20 protein-coding genes and 1 pseudogene are annotated in these 17,701 nt (G+C 59.0%); 12 read left to right on the top strand and 9 right to left on the bottom strand.

The genetic code is table 11. The annotated features are described in order from the left end of the window. The first annotated feature begins 1 nt into the window (after position 1). Together GGD62_RS18400 and GGD62_RS18395 are read left to right on the top strand one after the other, a co-directional pair. Positions 2-661: an ATP-binding cassette domain-containing protein gene (locus GGD62_RS18400; protein WP_183237428.1), complete on the top strand. Its 660-nt coding sequence runs from the start codon at positions 2-4 to the stop codon at positions 659-661. A gap of 32 nt (positions 662-693) precedes the next feature. After that, positions 694-2,130: an NAD-dependent succinate-semialdehyde dehydrogenase gene (locus tag GGD62_RS18395; RefSeq protein WP_183237429.1), complete on the top strand. Its 1,437-nt coding sequence runs from the start codon at positions 694-696 to the stop codon at positions 2,128-2,130. Between the two features lie 139 nt (positions 2,131-2,269). On the opposite strand, the gene GGD62_RS18390 is transcribed toward GGD62_RS18395, so the two are convergent. Both GGD62_RS18390 and hisD read right to left on the bottom strand, forming a co-directional pair. Further along, the gene (locus tag GGD62_RS18390; RefSeq protein WP_183237430.1) at positions 2,270-2,629 is read right to left on the bottom strand and encodes a RidA family protein; all 360 of its coding nucleotides are present in this window, start codon (positions 2,627-2,629) and stop codon (positions 2,270-2,272) included. After that, on the bottom strand, positions 2,626-3,954 hold the full coding sequence (gene hisD, locus GGD62_RS18385) for a histidinol dehydrogenase (protein WP_183237431.1): 1,329 nt from the start codon (positions 3,952-3,954) through the stop codon (positions 2,626-2,628). Before hisD ends, GGD62_RS18390 begins: the two co-directional genes overlap by 4 nt. Positions 3,955-4,022: 68 nt before the next feature. On the opposite strand from hisD, the gene GGD62_RS18380 reads away from it, so the two are divergent. Then, entirely contained in the window at positions 4,023-4,739 is a 717-nt protein-coding gene (locus GGD62_RS18380) for a GntR family transcriptional regulator (RefSeq protein ID WP_183258386.1), read from the top strand. A 6-nt stretch (positions 4,740-4,745) separates the two neighbouring features. Here the strand turns inward: GGD62_RS18380 and GGD62_RS18375 are convergent, their stop codons facing one another. Next, complete coding sequence (locus GGD62_RS18375) at positions 4,746-5,096, bottom strand: RidA family protein (protein ID WP_183237433.1); 351 nt, start codon at positions 5,094-5,096, stop codon at positions 4,746-4,748. 109 nt (positions 5,097-5,205) lie between these two features. On the opposite strand from GGD62_RS18375, the gene GGD62_RS18370 reads away from it, so the two are divergent. The 7 genes and pseudogenes from GGD62_RS18370 to GGD62_RS18340 form a co-directional block, all read left to right on the top strand. Continuing rightward, a complete protein-coding gene (locus tag GGD62_RS18370) occupies positions 5,206-6,285 on the top strand; it encodes an ABC transporter substrate-binding protein (RefSeq protein ID WP_183237434.1) in 1,080 nt (359 codons plus the stop codon). Further along, the gene (locus GGD62_RS18365) at positions 6,228-7,382 is read left to right on the top strand and encodes an ABC transporter ATP-binding protein (protein ID WP_246783427.1); all 1,155 of its coding nucleotides are present in this window, start codon (positions 6,228-6,230) and stop codon (positions 7,380-7,382) included. Before GGD62_RS18370 ends, GGD62_RS18365 begins: the two co-directional genes overlap by 58 nt. Before the next feature lie 13 nt (positions 7,383-7,395). Continuing rightward, on the top strand, positions 7,396-9,171 hold the full coding sequence (locus GGD62_RS18360; protein ID WP_312014268.1) for an ABC transporter permease subunit: 1,776 nt from the start codon (positions 7,396-7,398) through the stop codon (positions 9,169-9,171). Between the two features lie 4 nt (positions 9,172-9,175). After that, a complete protein-coding gene (locus GGD62_RS18355) occupies positions 9,176-10,441 on the top strand; it encodes an FAD-binding oxidoreductase (RefSeq protein ID WP_183237435.1) in 1,266 nt (421 codons plus the stop codon). A 46-nt stretch (positions 10,442-10,487) separates the two neighbouring features. After that, positions 10,488-11,465, top strand: a complete 978-nt coding sequence (locus tag GGD62_RS18350) for an aminotransferase class IV (protein ID WP_183237436.1) — start codon at positions 10,488-10,490, stop codon at positions 11,463-11,465. Positions 11,466-11,573: 108 nt separating this feature from the next. After that, positions 11,574-12,113 carry an inositol monophosphatase family protein gene (locus tag GGD62_RS18345; protein ID WP_312014142.1) on the top strand — a complete coding sequence of 180 codons (540 nt, stop codon included), beginning with the start codon at positions 11,574-11,576 and terminating at the stop codon, positions 12,111-12,113. 101 nt (positions 12,114-12,214) lie between these two features. Continuing rightward, a pseudogene (locus GGD62_RS18340) lies at positions 12,215-12,340 on the top strand (hypothetical protein); the annotation flags it as partial. 148 nt (positions 12,341-12,488) lie between these two features. Here the strand turns inward: GGD62_RS18340 and GGD62_RS18335 are convergent. From GGD62_RS18335 to GGD62_RS18315, 6 genes are all read right to left on the bottom strand, one after another. Continuing rightward, on the bottom strand, positions 12,489-12,695 hold the full coding sequence (locus GGD62_RS18335; protein ID WP_183237437.1) for a hypothetical protein: 207 nt from the start codon (positions 12,693-12,695) through the stop codon (positions 12,489-12,491). Between the two features lie 20 nt (positions 12,696-12,715). Beyond that, positions 12,716-12,970, bottom strand: a complete 255-nt coding sequence (locus tag GGD62_RS18330; RefSeq protein ID WP_409333954.1) for a PilZ domain-containing protein — start codon at positions 12,968-12,970, stop codon at positions 12,716-12,718. 22 nt (positions 12,971-12,992) lie between these two features. Beyond that, positions 12,993-13,367: a hypothetical protein gene (locus tag GGD62_RS18325; protein WP_183237439.1), complete on the bottom strand. Its 375-nt coding sequence runs from the start codon at positions 13,365-13,367 to the stop codon at positions 12,993-12,995. 366 nt (positions 13,368-13,733) lie between these two features. Then, on the bottom strand, positions 13,734-13,937 hold the full coding sequence (locus GGD62_RS40820) for a hypothetical protein (RefSeq protein WP_312014147.1): 204 nt from the start codon (positions 13,935-13,937) through the stop codon (positions 13,734-13,736). A 660-nt stretch (positions 13,938-14,597) separates the two neighbouring features. Continuing rightward, complete coding sequence (locus GGD62_RS18320; RefSeq protein ID WP_183709362.1) at positions 14,598-15,407, bottom strand: hypothetical protein; 810 nt, start codon at positions 15,405-15,407, stop codon at positions 14,598-14,600. 181 nt (positions 15,408-15,588) lie between these two features. Then, positions 15,589-16,314: a Crp/Fnr family transcriptional regulator gene (locus tag GGD62_RS18315; protein ID WP_183237441.1), complete on the bottom strand. Its 726-nt coding sequence runs from the start codon at positions 16,312-16,314 to the stop codon at positions 15,589-15,591. Between the two features lie 335 nt (positions 16,315-16,649). Between GGD62_RS18315 and GGD62_RS18310 the strand changes: the two genes are divergently transcribed. Further along, positions 16,650-17,300, top strand: a complete 651-nt coding sequence (locus GGD62_RS18310; protein ID WP_183234893.1) for a uridine kinase — start codon at positions 16,650-16,652, stop codon at positions 17,298-17,300. A 106-nt stretch (positions 17,301-17,406) separates the two neighbouring features. Beyond that, positions 17,407-17,701 (top strand): hypothetical protein (locus tag GGD62_RS40595; RefSeq protein WP_210317871.1); only part of this gene is annotated, 295 nt, incomplete at its 3' end.

Below are 17,701 nucleotides of genomic sequence, written 5' to 3'. Positions count from 1 at the left end.
AGTGTCCGCGCCGCTGCTCGTTCTCGATGATATCCGCAAGGTCTACACCAGAGGCCGCGTCATCCGACGCCTCACCTTCACGCTCGAAGCAAATCTGTCGCTGGACGAGCCGGGCATCGTCGGCGTCGTGGGGCCGAACGGAGCCGGCAAGACCACGCTGTTCGAGATGATGACGGGCTCCAATGCGCCCACCTCAGGCCGCGTGCTGGTTGCCGGTACCGATATCCACGGCGTCAAATACCGGGAGCGCGACCGGCTCGCGATCCACTATCACCAATCCTACCAGGTCCGGCGCTTTCGCAAGCGGGTGCCGTCGGCCTTGCTGGCGCCGTCGCCGACCCGGACGCCCCTGGTGCATCTGTTCGACGAGCCGCAATTCAACCTGCAGGACGGCTATATCGGTTTCATGCTCGATTTCTTCCGCAAGCTGCGTGACGAGGGCAGGCTCGTCATCCTCTGCATGCACCCGACGGCGAGCTGGCACCTGGACATCCTGGCCGAGATCGCGGAGCAATTCCTGTTCGTGGCCGACGGTGGGGTGAGGCGCATGGCGGATTTCCGCGCCCTTGCCGCTGAGCCGCGCTTCCGCTCTTATCTCGGACCAGAGATGACCCGTGCCGCCGATGCCATCGTCGCGGCGGCCCGGCCGTCCACGCATTGAAGCAATATGGAAGCGATCAAGGGGAGAGACACTTGGCTTACTCGAGCACCCAGCTTTTCATCGGCGGCAAATGGCGTCCGGCCCAGTCGGGCAAGGTCATCGAGGTCGTCAACCCCGCGACCGAAGAGGTGATCGGCACCGTCGCCCACGCCGACACGGCCGACCTCGACGAGGCACTCGCTGCGGCCGCAGCCGGCTTCAAGGTCTGGCGCAATGTCGCCCCCTTCGAGCGCTGCCGCATCATGCGCAAGGCCGCGGCGATCATGCGCGAGCGTAACGACGAGATCGCGCCGCTGCTGACGATGGAGCAGGGCAAGACGCTCGGCGAAGCCAGGATGGAAGCGATGGCCGCCGCCGACGTGATCGAGTGGTTTGCCGAAGAGGCCAAGCGTGCCTATGGCCGCGTGATCCCGGCGCGCGGACCGGGCATCTACCAGCTCGCGATCAAGGAGCCGGTCGGGCCGGTCGCGGCGTTCACGCCCTGGAACTTCCCGATCAACCAGGTCGTGCGCAAGCTCTCGGCCGCGCTTGCCGCCGGCTGCTCGATTATCGTCAAGGCGCCGGAGGAGACCCCGGCCTCGCCCGCGCAGCTGATCCGCGCCTTCGCGGATGCCGGCGTGCCCGACGGCGTCATCAACCTCGTCTATGGCGTGCCGGCAGAGATCTCCGAATATTTCATCCCGCATCCGGTGATCCGCAAGATCTCGTTCACGGGCTCGACCAGCGTCGGCAAGCAGCTCAACGCGCTCGCCGGCCTGCACATGAAGCGCGCCACCATGGAGCTTGGCGGCCACGCGCCGGCGATCGTGTTCAAGGACGCTGACGTCGCGTCAGCTGCGAAGATACTGTCGGCCGCGAAATATCGCAACGCGGGCCAGGTCTGCATCTCGCCGACCCGCATGCTGGTGCACGACGACGTCTTCAAGGAGTTCGTCGACAAGTTCGTGGACGGTGCCAGGGCATTCAAGGTCGGCAACGGCCTCGACCCCGAGTCCAAGATGGGCTCGCTCGCCAATCCGCGCCGGGTCACCGCGATCGAAGGCATGGTGCAGGACGCCGTCGGCAGGGGCGCCAAGCTCGAGACCGGCGGCAAGCGCGTCGGCAACAAAGGCTATTTCTTCGAGCCGACCGTCGTCAGCGATGTGCCGAAGGACGCCCGCGCCATGAACGAGGAGCCGTTCGGCCCGCTGGCGCTGATCTCGCGCTTCTCGACCTTCGACGAGGTGGTTGAGGAAGCCAATCGCCTGCCGTTTGGCCTCGCGTCCTACGCCTTTACTTCATCGGCCAAGACCGCGACCGCGATCGGCTCTGCAGTCGAAGCCGGCATGATGTCGATCAACAGTTTCGGTCTCGCGCTGCCGGAAGTTCCGTTCGGCGGCATTAAGGATTCCGGCTACGGCTCGGAAGGCGGCACCGAGGCGATGGAGGGCTATTTCAATACTAAGTTCATCACGCAGAGCGGTGTGTGAGTAAAATCGCCGCTATCGGTGGCAATGCGCATTTAGCTAAAACGGCGAGGCCTCTTAATTAGCCTCGCCCAGTACATTCGCGGTGCCGTCTGACGAGACCAATGCAAGTCGCGATGCCAATGCGAGCGCGTAGCGGCTCTCAGGAGAAAGATTTACCAGCCGCAATCGCCGTCAGTTCTAATTTGACTCCAGCACCAAGATCAGCGACGCCGATCACGGCGCGCGCAGGCAGCTGAGCGGGTGCGAAATGCGCGGTCCAGGCGGAGTTGAGAGCAGCCTTCTCGCCGGGATCCGTCAGATAGATAGTCACCTGCAAGACGTTGGACAGGTTAGATCCGACTTTCTGGAGTAGACGTGACAGTTGGCCCAGCACGTCTTCTGCCTGGCCGGCCATTTCCAGGGTCGTGTCCTCCGCGACGATTCCGCCGATGTAGAGCACGCCGTTATGCTCAACAACTTCGTGGAGCAGTGCTTCGTATGGCAGGGTGCGCTTGATCATTGTGCCACCGATGATGACGCAGCCACGGACGCGCCATAGGGCACGTTCTTTCCGCCATAACGGCGCACTCGGATATTGGCCTGCTCAGCGTGACCGACAAACCCTTCGAGATTGCAGAGCCGCGAGCAATAGGCGCCCACCTCTGCCGCGGCCTTGTCAGTAATGACGCGCTGATACGTCACGGTCTTCAGGAACTTCCCTACCCAAAGACCACCGGTGTAGCGAGCGGCGGTCCTTGTCGGCAGCGTGTGGTTTGTCCCGATGACCTTGTCGCCAAACGCGACGTTCGTGCGCGGCCCGAGGAAGAGTGAGCCGTAATTGGTGAGGTGCTCCAGGAAGTAATCGGGATCGCGCGTCATGACCTGGACGTGCTCAGATGCGATACGATTGGCTTCTCGCACCATCTCGGCGTCATCTGCGCAAACGATCACCTCCCCATGTGCCTCCCAAGCTTTCCGGGCGATAGTCGCCGTCGGCAGAATGCCGAGCAGTCTCTCGATCTCTGAGATCGTGTCCTTTGCCAACTTCTCAGAAGTTGTCAGAAGAATTGCCGGGGAATCGGGTCCATGTTCGGCCTGGCCCAGCAGGTCGGTGGCGCACAATTCACCATCGATTGAATCGTCGGCAATTACCAGGGTTTCAGTCGGTCCGGCGAACAAATCGATGCCGACGCGACCAAACAGCTGCCGTTTCGCTTCCGCAACGTATGCGTTGCCCGGTCCAACCAGCATGTCGGCGGCCGGAATGGATTCAGTGCCGAGTGCCATTGCGCCGACTGCCTGAACGCCACCAAGACAATATACTTCATCGGCGCCTGCAAGCTTCTGAGCTGCCACGATCGCTGGGGCTGGACGACCTTGATAGGGCGGAGCGCACGTCAGGACACGCTTCACCCCTGCAACTTTGGCGGTAATGACGGACATGTGGGCCGAAGCGAGCAGGGGGTACTTGCCACCCGGAACGTAGCAACCGACAGCGTCGACCGGGATATTCTTGTGACCAAGGATGACCCCCGGAAGTGTCTCCGCCTCGACATCCTTAAGGGCGGAACGTTGAATTTCGGCGAAGTTGCGGACTTGCTCCTGCGCAAACCGGATGTCATCGAGGTCCTGACGCGACAACTGGCTGATGCAGTCTGCAATTTCTTTCTCGGTAAGCCTGAAATCGGCGCGGTCCCAACCGTCGAACTTGCGCGATGCATCGCGCACGGCGGCATCCCCTCGCGAAGCAATGTCCGCCAACAGCGTTTCAACCGTTGCCCGGATGCTCGCATCCTCGATCGCCTGAGCGCCGGCATCCCGTCCTGACTTCACAATCTTCGGCATATAGGTTATCCTCCGGCCAGTTGTCTGACATGTCACATCTGACATGTCAATAGGTGCGAGGGCGTGTCTTGGACGAGGCGATCGAAGGTCAGATCAAGGACCAGTTCTACGAGACGTTGAAACTTGCAATCATTTCCTGCGAGCTGCCGCCGGGGGAGGAGTTGTCCGAGGGCTATCTCGCTGCCCACTATGGTGTCGGCAAGGCGTCAGTGCGGCACGCGCTGTCCCGTCTCGGCCAGGACGGCTGGGTTACGAGCAGGCCGCGTAGTGGGCATGTCGTGGCGCCGATGACGATGGAAGATGTGGTGGATATCTTCGCCATGCGCGAGATCGTCGAGCCGGAGTCTGCCGCGCGTGCGGCGGGTAACATTTCAGAAGCGAAACTGAGGCGTCTGAACAAGGCATGCGCCAATCCCTATCGCGTGAGCGACATCTCCGCCAAACGACGGTTTCTGCTCGCCAACCGCGACTTTCATGTCGCGATCGCCAACGCCAGCGGAAGCTCCCGGCTGGCGAAATCCGTGGCAAAGCTGCACGACGAATCCCTGCGCATTCTATATCTAACCGCCAGCGAATCGGAGTTGTCGGACGACTGGTCGCGCGGTCATGGTCCGATGATCGAGGCTATTGTCGCAGGCGATCGGGCTGCGGCGCATAGAACCACGCTCGACGGGATCAGGCGCAGCCAGGACCGCGTCATGGCAGTCTTCGCGGCTGCGCCCGAACTGATTACAGGTCGACGGACGCTCAGGATCCCGGCGCGTCTGGCGGCGGCGAGATCTTGATGGCTTTCAATCTATGGCGGCGGTCACCTTGATCTCGACGAAGTGACGCTGAGAGGCGAGCGACGCGCCGACTGTGGCACGCGCCGGCGCCTGGCCTTCCGGCATCCACTCTTCCCATATCGCATTCATCTTCGGCGCGTCTTCCATCGATGCGAGCCAGATCTGCGCCGACAGGATCTTTGTTTTGTCGCTGCCCGCTTCCTTGAGCAGCGCGTCAATTTTCGCAAGCGTCTCCCTGGTCTGTCCCTCGACCGGAGCGTTCAGGTCGTCGGCGACCTGTCCCGCCAGATATGCAATTCCACGGTGAACGACGAGTTTGCTCAGCCGCTTGTTGGTTCCGCTGCGGTGGATCGTCATGGGGCATTCTCCTTCGATTGCCAATCAAACCGCGCGCCCATTGACATGTCAGAACTGACATGTCAATGATGTCCCAACTGGTGTTTTGAGTCGAGACGAGGGAGGCCCCATGAGCAGGATTAAGCCTACGACCGCTCTGTCGCGTCGCGCATTTCTGGGAACGGCGGCTGTTGCCGGTGGAGCGGTGTTCGCGCCTTCGATCTGGGGGCTGCGGGCACAAGAAAACCGACGCATCGTGCTACGCGATCCCGGTGGCCCTTACACTCCCGGCTTCACCGTGGCGTTCTACGAACCCTTCAAGAAGGCCACCGGCATCGAAGTGGCTGGCGTGGTCGGCCAGCATGATCCGATTGCCTATATAAAAAGCATGGTCGAGACTAAGAGTTACGTCTGGGACGGCGCTCTTCTGAACAACATGTCTCACGATGTGCTCATGGACTCGAAGTCCGGTATGTTTCTCGATGAGCATCGGGCCTCGGCCGGCGGCATTCCGGAGCGCTATGTTACCCCGAGCTTTATGCCGGTCCTGGCGCTCCAGACCGTGTTCGCTTATCGCGGCGATGCCTTCGTTGGAAAGACGGCTCCTGGCTCGTGGGCTGATTTCTGGAACGTGAAGGACTTTCCGGGCCGCCGCGCGTTGCGGAAGGCGCCTCAGGATACTCTCGAGCAAGCGCTTCTTGCGGACGGCGTTCCTGCCGATCAGCTCTACCCTCTGGACCTCGATCGCGCCTTCAAAAGCCTCGATCTCCTGAAGAAGGACGTGCAGATCTGGTGGACTGGCGGCGCTCAGACCTCGCAGATGCTGAAAACTCGCGAAGTGGATCTCTGCCCAACGTGGAACGCGCGCGCTCAGGCGGCGGTCGATGAGGGAGCGCCGGCGAAACTGGTGTTCAACCAGGGTCTTCTTGGGACGGAGGGATTCTGTGTCATCAAGGGCGGACCAAAGGCTGATCTCGTCCGCGAATTCATTGCTTTCACGCGAGATCCCCAACGCCAGGCGGCGTTCACCAAGGACCTTTCCTATGGGCCAGTCCACCCCGACGCCTACAAGTATATCGGCGCCGAGCGCGCCAAGGTGCTTCCGACCTCGCCTGAGAACTTAAAGACAGCCGTCCAGATCAACACGAAGTATTGGGCTGGAGTGCAAAGCGCGGTTCAAGAGCGCTTCAACGCCTGGCTGCTGGGATGAGGGGAGCCAATTTGGCGAAATCTATCAAGCTCGCGACGCGCAATGTCGGCAAAACGTATGGTTCAGTCGTTGCGCTCCAGGGTGCGTCTTTCGATCTAGCGGAAGGCGAGTTCCTGACGCTGCTGGGACCGTCCGGCTCGGGAAAGACCACCCTGCTCATGATCGTAGCAGGGCTGGTCATGCCAACCTCGGGGCAGGTGATGATCGACGGTCGGCCAGCCACAAATGCGCCGAGTTACGATCGGGACATCGGCATGGTGTTCCAGAGCTACGCGCTGTTTCCGCATCTGTCTGTTGCGGAGAACGTGGCGTTTCCACTCGAGATGAGAAAGCTGCGAAAGGCCGAGATCGAGGAACGCGTGCGCGCGACGCTGGACCTTGTCCGCCTCGGTCATCTCGCGGACCGATTGCCAGCGCGTCTGTCCGGCGGCCAGCAACAGCGCGTGGCGCTCGCCCGTGCGATGGTCTATCGGCCCTCGATCATATTGATGGATGAGCCTTTGGGTGCGCTCGACAAGAAGCTGCGCGAGCAGATGCAGGAAGAGATTCGTCGTCTCCACCGAGAGCTCGGCATCACCGTTCTTTATGTGACGCACGACCAGGATGAGGCCATGGGCCTTTCGGACCGGATTTGCCTCATGAACAATGCGCAGATCGAGCAAATCGGTTCGCCTGACGAGTTGTATTTCCGCCCGCAGACGGCATTTGCGGCAAACTTCATCGGTGAGTCCAACCTGCTGCCGGTCTCGATAACGAGCTCCGCGGGCCACGAGCGCGAACTCAAGAGCAAGGTCGGAACGACCTTCCATGGATGCGCAGTCGACGGAAGTCCGGTCCAGGGCGAGGCGCTTCTCGGGATTCGACCGGAGCGGCTGAGGCTGCTCGCCAGCGCCGAAGTCGCGGACAACGAGTTGACGGGCAAGATTCGCGAGAGCGTGATGCTGGGCGCGCTGACGCGCGTCACGATCGACGCCGAAGATGGCGGTCGATTGACAGCTCTCCTCCTGACGGCTGGGAACAGCCGGCTCAAGCCGGGCGAAGTGGTGCGCGTCGGCTGGGAAACCGGCGCAGGAATTGTGCTTCCAAAAGCTGCGTGAGTCGAGGAAGCCTGTGACCATTCTATCCGAAACAACCCCATCGGAGCCCCTTACAATTTCGCCGCGTCGCGAGAACGCCGGCGGTTGGGTGCTTCTGATCCCAATTGCGGTTCTGCTGGGCGGTTTCTTCCTTTATCCGGTCGTCAGGCTCCTGGGACTCAGCCTGTTTGATGGTTCAGGCCACTTCACTCTCCTCCAGTACAGCCGCCTGTTCGGAAGCCCGGTGTACGTGTCCGTCCTCTGGACGACGCTGCAGATCGCGTTCTGGACGACCGTCGTCTCGCTGATTGCGGGTTATCCAGTCGCCTACGCGATCGCGCGAGCGGACGGGCAAGGTCGCGCGCGTCTGATGCTTTGGGTCCTGCTGCCGTTTTGGACCAGCTTCCTCGTTCGCACATTCGCATGGATTGTACTGCTGGGGCGAACCGGCGTGGTCAACGATACGCTCCTGAGGCTCGGACTGACGCAAGCGCCGTTGGACCTGATCTACAATATGGCGGGCGTGCTGGTCGGCATGGTTCACGCCTTGATGCCACTTGCGATCCTGACGCTCGTCCCGGTGATGGAGAAGATCAACCGCGACCTCGAGCGAGCGGCCTCGATCATGGGAGCGCGCGGAGGAGCGACGTTCTGGCGGATCTACTTTCCGCTGTCCTTCCCAGGTGTCGCCGCGGCGGGACTGCTCGTCTTTATCTCGGCCCTCGGCTTCTTCATCACGCCTGCCCTGCTCGGGTCGCCAAAGCAGACGATGATCGGGCAACTCATCATCCAGCAAATCCAGGAAATGATGAATTGGCCTTTTGCTGGCGCCATCTCGGCACTGCTAATCATCGCCACCCTGATAATCTTCTTGCTGTATGACCGCCTACTCGGCATGTCGACGCTGGCGGGCGAATCGAATGACAGCTCCCGCTCCTCGACCGGCTCGAGCAAGATCAGCAAGGTCTGCCTCGGGCTGGCTGGGCGTTGCTCAGACGGTATGGCCTCATGGCTCGGCGCGCTCGGCATTAAGGGCGGACCAGCCACACTGGGGCAGGGAACGCGAGTTCTTGTTCTGCTGTTTCTTTCAGTACCCGCACTCTTTCTGATACCGGTGTCATTCTCAAAGGGGGCTTTCATCGAATGGCCGCCGGCATTGTTCTCGCTCCAATGGTACGCCGGCATCGCCGAGTCTTCGCAATGGCTGCAGGCGGCAACGCGGTCCATTTTGGTCGCGGGACTGTCTGCATTGCTGGCGCTCCTGATCGGGACACCTGCGGCGTTCGCGCTCAATCGCTTCAATCTGCCGGGCAAGTCAGCTGTGCTCGCGATGATTTTGGCGCCGTTGATTGTGCCCCGTATCGTCACCGCGGTCGGGCTCTTCTATCTCTTCGCACAGCTGGGTCTCATCGGAAGTACCTTCGGCTTGATCCTTGGGCACGCGGTCCTCTCGGTCCCCTATGTGACGATCACCGTGATGGCCGTGCTCCGGCATCATGACTGGCGCCTCGAGCAAGCTGCGTCGACGATGGGAGCTCGGCGGGTCGCCACGCTTCGCCGCGTCACGCTTCCTCTCATCCGGAATGGGCTGGTCGCAGCTTATCTCTTTGCATTCGTCACCTCCTTCGACGAATTGACGGTGGCTCTCTTCGTCACCGGCGGTCTGTTCGGAACGCTTCCAAAGCAAATGTGGGACGACGCCCTTCTGAAGGTGAGTCCCACGCTCGCTGCCGTTTCGGTCGTTCTTCTAGTCCTGATCACGGCATTCGTCATGATAGCCGAGCGCCTCTCGCGCGCCCGCAGCGCTTAGAGCAATGTCTGTGCAAGAAAGTCGACATGCGGAACGAACGGTTTTCGTCATTGGAGCTGGAGCAGTCGGGTTAAGTGCTGCCATTCAGCTCAGGCGACGTGGATTGGCCGTCACCGTAGTTGAGGAGGGGCAGCCCGCGGCCGGCGCATCTTACGGGAATTCCGGCATGCTTGTGGCCGACACCGCAATGCCGACATCTCAGCCCGGGATGATCTGGAAGGTGCCTGGGTGGCTCGCCGATCCTCTGGGGCCGTTGACGGTGAAGGCACGCTACTTCCCAAGGGCTCTGCCGTGGCTATTGCGCTACCTCCTCTCAGGCACGCGTAGCCACGTATTTCATGCTTCGATGGCTTTGCGCGCGCTTCATCAATCGACTTTTGAGGGTTGGCGGGAAAACGTCGGGGCGAATGCGATGAATCGCCTGACGCGCCGCGATGGCCAAGTCTACCTTTGGGAAGGCCTGACCGAGGCGCCTCCCCGCAGCCTTGAAGATGATGTGCGATCCCATTTGGGAATCGAAGCAGAAACACTGGGAATCGATCAGATCCGGCAATTCTTTCCGGGAATCTCGTCCGATGTGTCGTACGGATTGCTCATCCGGGGCAACGGTCACACGGTGGATCCGGGAGCTCTCATCCGTGCCCTGGCGACCCAATTCCTCGGTGAGGGCGGCGACTTCGTGCAGGAGCGCGTCGTCAAGCTTTGGCGCAACGAGACCGGCCGCTGGGTCATCATGACCAATCTCAACAACTATCAGGCGGATCTGGTCGTGGTGGCGGCCGGCGCCTGGTCCGCGCGATTGCTCGAACCGCTTGGCGTGAGAATTCCATTGGAGAGCGAGCGTGGCTATCATGTTATGCTGCGCAATCCCTCGGTCCGCCTCGGGATGCCGATCCTCAACAAGACCAGCTATTTCGGCGTCAGCTCGATGTCGGAAGGTCTGCGCGTATCAGGAACAGTCGAGATCGGAGGATTGGACGCGCCGCCATCGTTGCCGCGGGCGGAAAATCTCATCAAGCTTGCCACGCGCCTGTTTCCGCAGCTGACGTATGACGAGACAGCCTATTGGATGGGGCACCGTCCCTCAACGCCGGACGGTCTTCCGGTGATCGGCCCGATCACCGGTCAGCAGGGACTGCACGTTTGCTTCGGGCACGGACATTCGGGTTTGACCGGTGCGCCCATGAGCGGGCGACTGCTTGCGCAGCTCATGACAGGCGAAAAGCCCGCGATCGATCCGACGCCATATGCGCCGGCACGCTTTGCCTGATCGAAGAAGTTCGCAGCGATGGAATTCAAACCGAGGGAGACAGTGAATGGCCACCGAAGAAGCGAATCAGAGAACGCTGGTTTGGCCGCAGCTTCCGCATTCCAACCGCCGGCCGATCGATAGCCGCTTTGAAAAGGGAGCGGCTTATGTTGCCGGCGAGTTCTGCCCGATCGAGGAAGCAACGTTGCCGCTGCTCGACTGGGGCTTTCTGCGATCGGATGCTTGCCAGGAGACCATCTCGACGTGGAACGGCCAGTTCTTCCGGCTGCAGGATCATCTCGATCGTTTTGAGCGCTCTCTGAAGCGACTGCGAATGGAATCGCCGGAGACGATCGGACGCATCCGTGAAATCGCCCACAGGCTCGTAGCCATTTGTGGCTATTCGGATGCCTACGTTCAGATTATCATGACGCGCGGGCGGCCGCCGATAGGTAGCCGCGATATCAGGCTGTGCAAGAACCGCTTTCAGGCCTTCTGCATACCGTACATGTGGCTTGCGAAGCCCGAAGTGCAGCAGAAGGGTCTTTCACTGTTCATCAGCAGACGTGTGCGTGTTCCCTCCGTCTCAGTCGATCCATTCATCAAGCACTACCACTGGCTCGACTTCGAGATGAGCTTGTTCGACGGGTTTGATGCCGGAGCTGACACTGTCGTTCTGGTCGATCTGAACGGTAAGATCACGGAGGGCCCGGGGTTCAATTTATTCGCCGATATCGATGGCCGGCTCGTGACGCCATCGACCGGCGTGCTGGATGGCATGACTCGTCGGACCACGTTGGAGTTGTGCGAGGAGATGGGAATCGCTGCCGCCGCTGGTTCGATCTCCGAGACGCAGCTCCTGCAATCAAATGAAATCTTCCTCACCAGCACCGCTGGTGGGATTATCCCGATCACGTCCATCGGCGAACGGACTGTTGGAGATGGTCGACCCGGTCCGAAGACGGTTCAGCTCCACAGGGCCTACTGGTCGAGGCGGGCTGCCGGTTGGCTCGGCGAACCGGTGAGATACGACATTGCGCCGTAACTGATCCGGTCAGGTTGCCACTCCGGCGTTCTGCTGCATTTCAGCGAAAGAAGTCATCGCGACGTTCGGGTGGCCCGGGCGCACTAATGCACGATATGGAGAGATCCTGTGCCGCAATTGCCGAGTGCCGATTTCCTTCACCATCTGGCAGACGTCGCCGATCGCGAAACCCTGCCACGCTTTCGAACCGAACTCGCTATCGATACAAAGTTCAAGGAGGGTTACACGTTCGACCCGGTGACAGAGGCTGATCGGCAAGCTGAAATTGCCGTTCGAGCCGCAACTGGCGCAAAATATCCGGATCACGCCATTTTAGGTGAAGAAACCGGTCTAATCGGGACGGGTCCTTTCCGCTGGGTGTTGGATCCGGTAGATGGGACGCGTCCCTTCATTTGTGGCCTTCCTGTTTGGGGCACGCTGATTGGCCTGACCGTCAACGGGCGGGCCGAGCTAGGGCTGATGAGCCAGCCCTTCACGGGCGAGCGTTTCTGGGCCGACACTGATGGGGCGTGGTACGAACGTCACGGCAGGCGGCAGCGACTGTTCACGCGCGATGTCGGCACGTTGTCGAACGCCATCCTGCATACGACGTCGCCCGAGCACTATCACGGGGATCTAAAGTCAGGATTTGATCGCTTAGCGGCTTGACGATCCGCTTAATTTCAATCGCACCGCGACCGTCATTCCGGGGTCTTCATCCCGCGTCTAGCGAATGCCGATGTGCTGGTCATCACCGCGGCCGATGCCAGCCATCCATCGCGCTGCCGTTCGTTATCCGGACTGCCGTCGTCGAGGGCGTTGCGACGGCAACGGAGGTCTCGACTATCGGCATCCTGTACTCGACCTGCGCGGGTCTTCTCATTTACCGGCAGTTCGTGGTTGCGAACGTTGCGAAAATATTGGCCGGGATTGAGGCGTCCTCCCGGCCAAACCGCCGCGCGCGTCTATTAGAACATTCCGATCGAGGCGAAAAGCGCAACCTCGATTAGGACAGTGAGGCTCATGATAGGTCGATAAAGATCGTCACTTCGAGAGAGCAGATATGTAGCTTCGGTCTAAGACGGTCGGTCTGACCGCGCCGTCGAACAGCACCGTAACGCCGGGGGTGCGAATACTTATTTCGACAATGGTGCCGGTCTTGTGGGCCAAGCTTGGGAACTGAACGATCCCCAGGTCGCTCATCTTGAAACGACTGCCGACAACAAGCCTGTTATCCTGCTCAGCGGTCATTTGGTAAATCCCAACCCGTCTCATTGTGAGCCGACAAGACGTTTCTGTGGGCTTGCCTTGGCCTTTGTCTTTGCTGTGACGAATTGAATTCCGACGTGAGACCCGTCCACCCAAATCAGCTCGCAGCGCCGAAATGCCAGTCCAGTGGACGACAGAACCAAGAAGAATTCCTGTGCCTTCAGGGGGTCCGTTGACCCCTCGACCTCAAGCTTGGCACCGCTTGCAGAGGCGTCGATGAGAATGCAGCTTCTTCGCCACGTGCCATCAACACGCATGATGCTCACGATGTGCTTGTGTTCAAATCGAACGCGGTGCGCCTTTCGATTGTTCTCTGTCATCTGCAATCCACGATTTTAAATCAGTTGGTTCAAATAAACAGGTTGCCTCTCTGCGCGTCTCTGCAATCAGCAGATCGATCCGCGCCGACTGAGCCAGTAAAGTCGTTCTGGTTGTCTCATTCAGTCGGGTCTGTCCGACGATCAACTGGATGCAGCCATTCGCGAGTTCAAGAATGAAGATGGCCTGACGAGCGTCATCTAATGTCTGAATTTCGAAAGCTTGAACCTGCGCCAACCAAGCGACGACGTTCCTCAAAACATCGGGCAGTCCATAGCACGAGGGGCTTGTTGCAGTTTTCTTGTATGGCCGTCGAAATTCCAGCACTGACGACATCTGTCGCAAATCTCTCTGTAATGCGGTTCGGCGCTGTCGTGCCGAAAGAACCAAAAAAGCGATGATGAAAAAAGCGAGTACAACGGGACACTCGGGCAAGCATTGCCATTGCAAAGATGGCAGCGCCGACCGGGCTGTAAACTGTCCGTGTACAGAATTTAAGTTAAAGCAGTTGAAAAAGAGTTAGCAGGTTGCAAGCAACCGGTATTGTAGTACGCAAGTTGCGTCGGGAACGTATCGAAATTCGGCGAACAATGGGTTGCCAAATAATCCAGGCTCGCGGCTCTGCGCGGAAGGCGACGCGGACGGTAGTGGCTGCTGATCTTCTAGGCATTGCAATGGGCTCATCAGCGTCGCCGACGGCGCTCACTTAATCGTGCCCTCCTTCGCGACACGGAAGCTACGAACATAACATCCTTGTCGCTGAACGGCTGACCTAATTTCGTCGCTTACTTTGCGAATTCTTTTCCTGCTCTTACGCCAACTATTTGCTGAGTAAGCGCCGGGTATCGCGGCTCCTGTGCCTAGAACGAGTAAGTCCCGCTTGCCATTGCGATAGACATCAAACACTTTGCGCCCCCGCTGTTCGTATGAAGTAAACATGAAATATGTTTCGGCCGTATCAATGGACGAGTTTAGTATCTGGAATGTCTGTGCGGGTTGTAAATCTGCAACGCCCGAGACTTTTGCTTCGCCGCGCTCCGGTATTGGAACGAACTGATGCAAAGCCCAGACCATCGTCAAACTGAGGCGCGCGCCTTAGCGCAGGGAGTAAGAACCGACCGAACTCCGCCACAACTGAATGAACAAATGCACGCATGCCCCAAGCCACCCGATGCGATCACTGCAACGAAGAGTTCGCGCCCGAAGAGCTGACCGTTCTTGCGCCACCGGCCGGGGACGGCGAGCTGATCTGCGCTCGGTGCATCGAGATCAAGCTGCGTCGAGCTGTCGCGAAGCTGGCGCGCGGTGATAACTCACGCTGGAGACCCGTTGGGGATGAACGCCTTGGCGTTGCTCCCGATGCGCGAGATGCCTTCGCGAAGTGTTCGGCGAGCTGGCCAAGCACGAGGTGATCGGCCCCGGCATCATTGGTAGCGTCGCGCCAAGGTGCAGCGCCAGCACCTCGCGCCACACACCGGGCAAAACACGATACGATGACTGTTACCCTGCTTCAGCTCAGATCGAAAAAACGGCAGCGATGACATCACTCGATGGCCCGCCGAACGTCTACCGCTTATTTGCCGCCCCCCAGCCGAGGCGTTCGCAGTAGAGGATTGCAAGGTCCGCTTGTGAGAGAGTCTTGAGATAATCGATGTCGTCGGCCGTTACCATCCACTCAAGCAACTTCTCGCGAGACGTGGACTTGTAGGTCTCGTAAAAGGACAATGCCAGCTCTAACCAGTTTGTCGCTTGCCTCGGAATCTGTCGCCGCTCTCGAAAGAAAGTGTCGGGATGACGTTTCCACGCAGCCAGTTCTACATCCGTAATTGGCGTGCGCACCATAATGTTCTGGCCCCCATCGAGAGACTGATAGCACCCCATGATAGCCTTCTCGTGCTCCAAAACGATCGCCTCATAGAGCCGAGCCGGGACTTCTTTTCCTCTCGCATCTGGGACTGAATAGACTTCGCCGAAACGCAGCCGTGGCGGCGAATCTTCGGGTGCGAAGGCGAACTCCGGATTTTCGCAATTGAATGTGGAAGGGATTTCGTAATGCTCTTTCATCGAATCAAGAAGAGCGAGCATTTCCTTATGCCTTTCATGGGACTCGAGAACGTCCTTTAAGCGGTTGAAGCCGACGTCAGGTCCAAAGTCTGGAATGCGGCAACCTGCTGCGATCACCTGAGTGTTGCTGCCGATTGCGTCCAGGTTGTTGTAGAACGAGTGGTTAGTCACCAGCACGTATGCACTTGGCTTTTCTCCACCATCCGGAGCCCCCGCCCTTTCCACGCTGCGGATCTGATCAAGGGCTGCTCTGGGCCATCCGACTTGGAATGATGGTTCCGTCACTATATCCGGCACATTGACTTCGATCACTGCGGGCCAGAAGGCGACATTCCTGCCTCGTCAAAGAGGTCAGTGATCAAGTCGGCCTTGCGGCGCGTCGGCCTCTTAGCCTCGTCGCGCGCTTCGGCGGGCAATGCGAGTGAGCTAGAGGTCGCTATGTTTTGTGCGAAGTCGCCACGGCTGGGCCTAATTAGTACCTGCCAGAGACGGATCAAATTCCGCGTTTGCCATCATCGATGTGCAAATAATCTGCATTGAACTCGGCAAGGGCTTCGAGTTCTCCACGATTCAGAAGCATTACCTCGCGCTTTTCCCACTCGATCAAATCACGAGATCGAAGTTCCTGGATCATCCGGTTGACATGCACAACCGATAGGCCGCAGGCGTCCGCCATGTTCTGCTGTGTGAATGGGAACTCGAAACTGTTGTTGCGCATGAGCCCGACGACTTCGAGGCGGGCTGCAAGCTCACAGAGAAGGTGCGCGATCCTCGACAAGGCTGAACGCGCTCCAAGGGCTGCAACCCACTCCCGGAATACAGCGCCATCGGTCAACGTTTCGCGCCAAAAAACATGAGTTAGCGGCGCGGATGATGCCAGTAAGTTTTGCAGATGCGAGTGCGGAATAAACGCCACTGTCGAGGGACCCACGCTGCAAAGATCATGATCCATGCGCGGGAGATGCAGGGTATGCAAATCGGGAATATCGCCTGGAACGTACAATGCGAGAATTTGCGATCGGCTGCCAACAATCTTTTGGCGAAAAACATACCCGTTAACGACCGCGCCACAGTGAGTCGCTGTATCGCCCTCGCGTAATATGTAATCGCCGTCAGCGAACTGCTTCAACTTAACGGGTAGTCTCAACAGTTGGTCGCGCTCCATTGGGGACAGGCCATTAACAGCTTGCAAGCGGCCGATGAGCCTTTCGAGTGACATTTTGTAGCCCCCTGAAGTTCAGGGAATTTTCCTCCATTGAAGCAAAGGTAGCACTAGCGGCCGCGTGAGACCAAGCGCGGCCAAGTTTGTCCCGACCTACGCAATAGAATCAAGGCCTTGGAAGAAATGCAGGCACCTTGGACTAAGTGGCTGCCAACTCCAGAATTTCCGCAACGGTGAAAAGCGCCGTTTCGACGACCGCCGAGGCGCTTCCGGTTTACCTCCGGCATCGGACAGCTCGTGTGAGGCGCCAACGGAAGCGATGGGCCAATTGCGGAAGTGACCAGCTCCATTGTAGGTTTGAGTGCCTTTCGCTCAGCGCATTTTCTATCCAGATGGAAAAGAGAAATAGACTTCTATCCGACTTGGCTGATCGCTTTGTCGTAACCTCGCCAGATCAGACGGCCCGCGTCGCTATTGACGGCATCGACGGGGCAGGAAAGACCACATTCGCTGATGAACTCGGAAGCCTCATTGCGACTAAGGGGCGGCCCGTTATTCGAGCATCGGTAGACGGATTTCATAATCCCAAGGCGGTCAGATATCGGCGGGGACGTCATTCACCGGAAGGCGTTTTCGAGGACTCGTACAATTACTCGGCATTGAAGCAATACCTGATGGACCCGTTAAGTCCCGGCGGTTCTCGCAGGTATCGCCGAGCAATCTTCGATCATGTGACCGATGACATTGTACCTGCCAATGATCTGGAGGCACCGCCGTCTTCCATTTTGCTGATAGATGGCATGTTTCTGCATCGACCCGAATTGCTCACGTGCTGGGACGCTTCAATCTTCCTCCGAACAGACTTTACTGTATCCGTTGCGCGGTGCGCTTCGCGCGATGGTTTGTCGCCCGACCCTGCGGCTCCATCGAACCGACGGTACGTTGAGGGACAGCGGCTCTATCTTCGAAGCTGCCAGCCCGAAGCGAAGGCCACGATTGTAATCGATTACAACGATCTTGCGACCCCCTCGATTGTGACGTGAACAGTTCGAGCGACAAGGTCGGCTGTGGGTCAGAAGCTGCCATCACGCAACATGCCGAGATTGGTCAGCTACTCGTCAATCTGTATGAGGATTCACCGCCAGGTCCATGAATGAGCATGGCAACATCTGGCAAAATTGCCGCAGTGCCCTTCGATTGTCCGGATTGCGCGTGGCTCATCGAGGCGACGCAAATTGTTGCAGCGAAGGCAAGAACGATCCGGTTCAAAGTGCTGCTCCAAATAAGTTCGTTTCGTGTGAGTGCCCGGCAACAGTCATCGGCTTCGCACGGCACCCGGTCAATCCTAGCAGTCCGCTGAAAAACCAACAAATCCGTTTCCGATTTGGCGTTTCCTATTGGATGTCGTGGGGGATTGATGTCGGAGCGGCGATTGCCGCTGCGA

Origin of the sequence: Bradyrhizobium sp. ERR14 (genome assembly GCF_014198235.1) — a bacterium.
Classification (GTDB): domain Bacteria; phylum Pseudomonadota; class Alphaproteobacteria; order Rhizobiales; family Xanthobacteraceae; genus Bradyrhizobium.
This window is presented reverse-complemented; position numbering and strand designations above follow the sequence as displayed.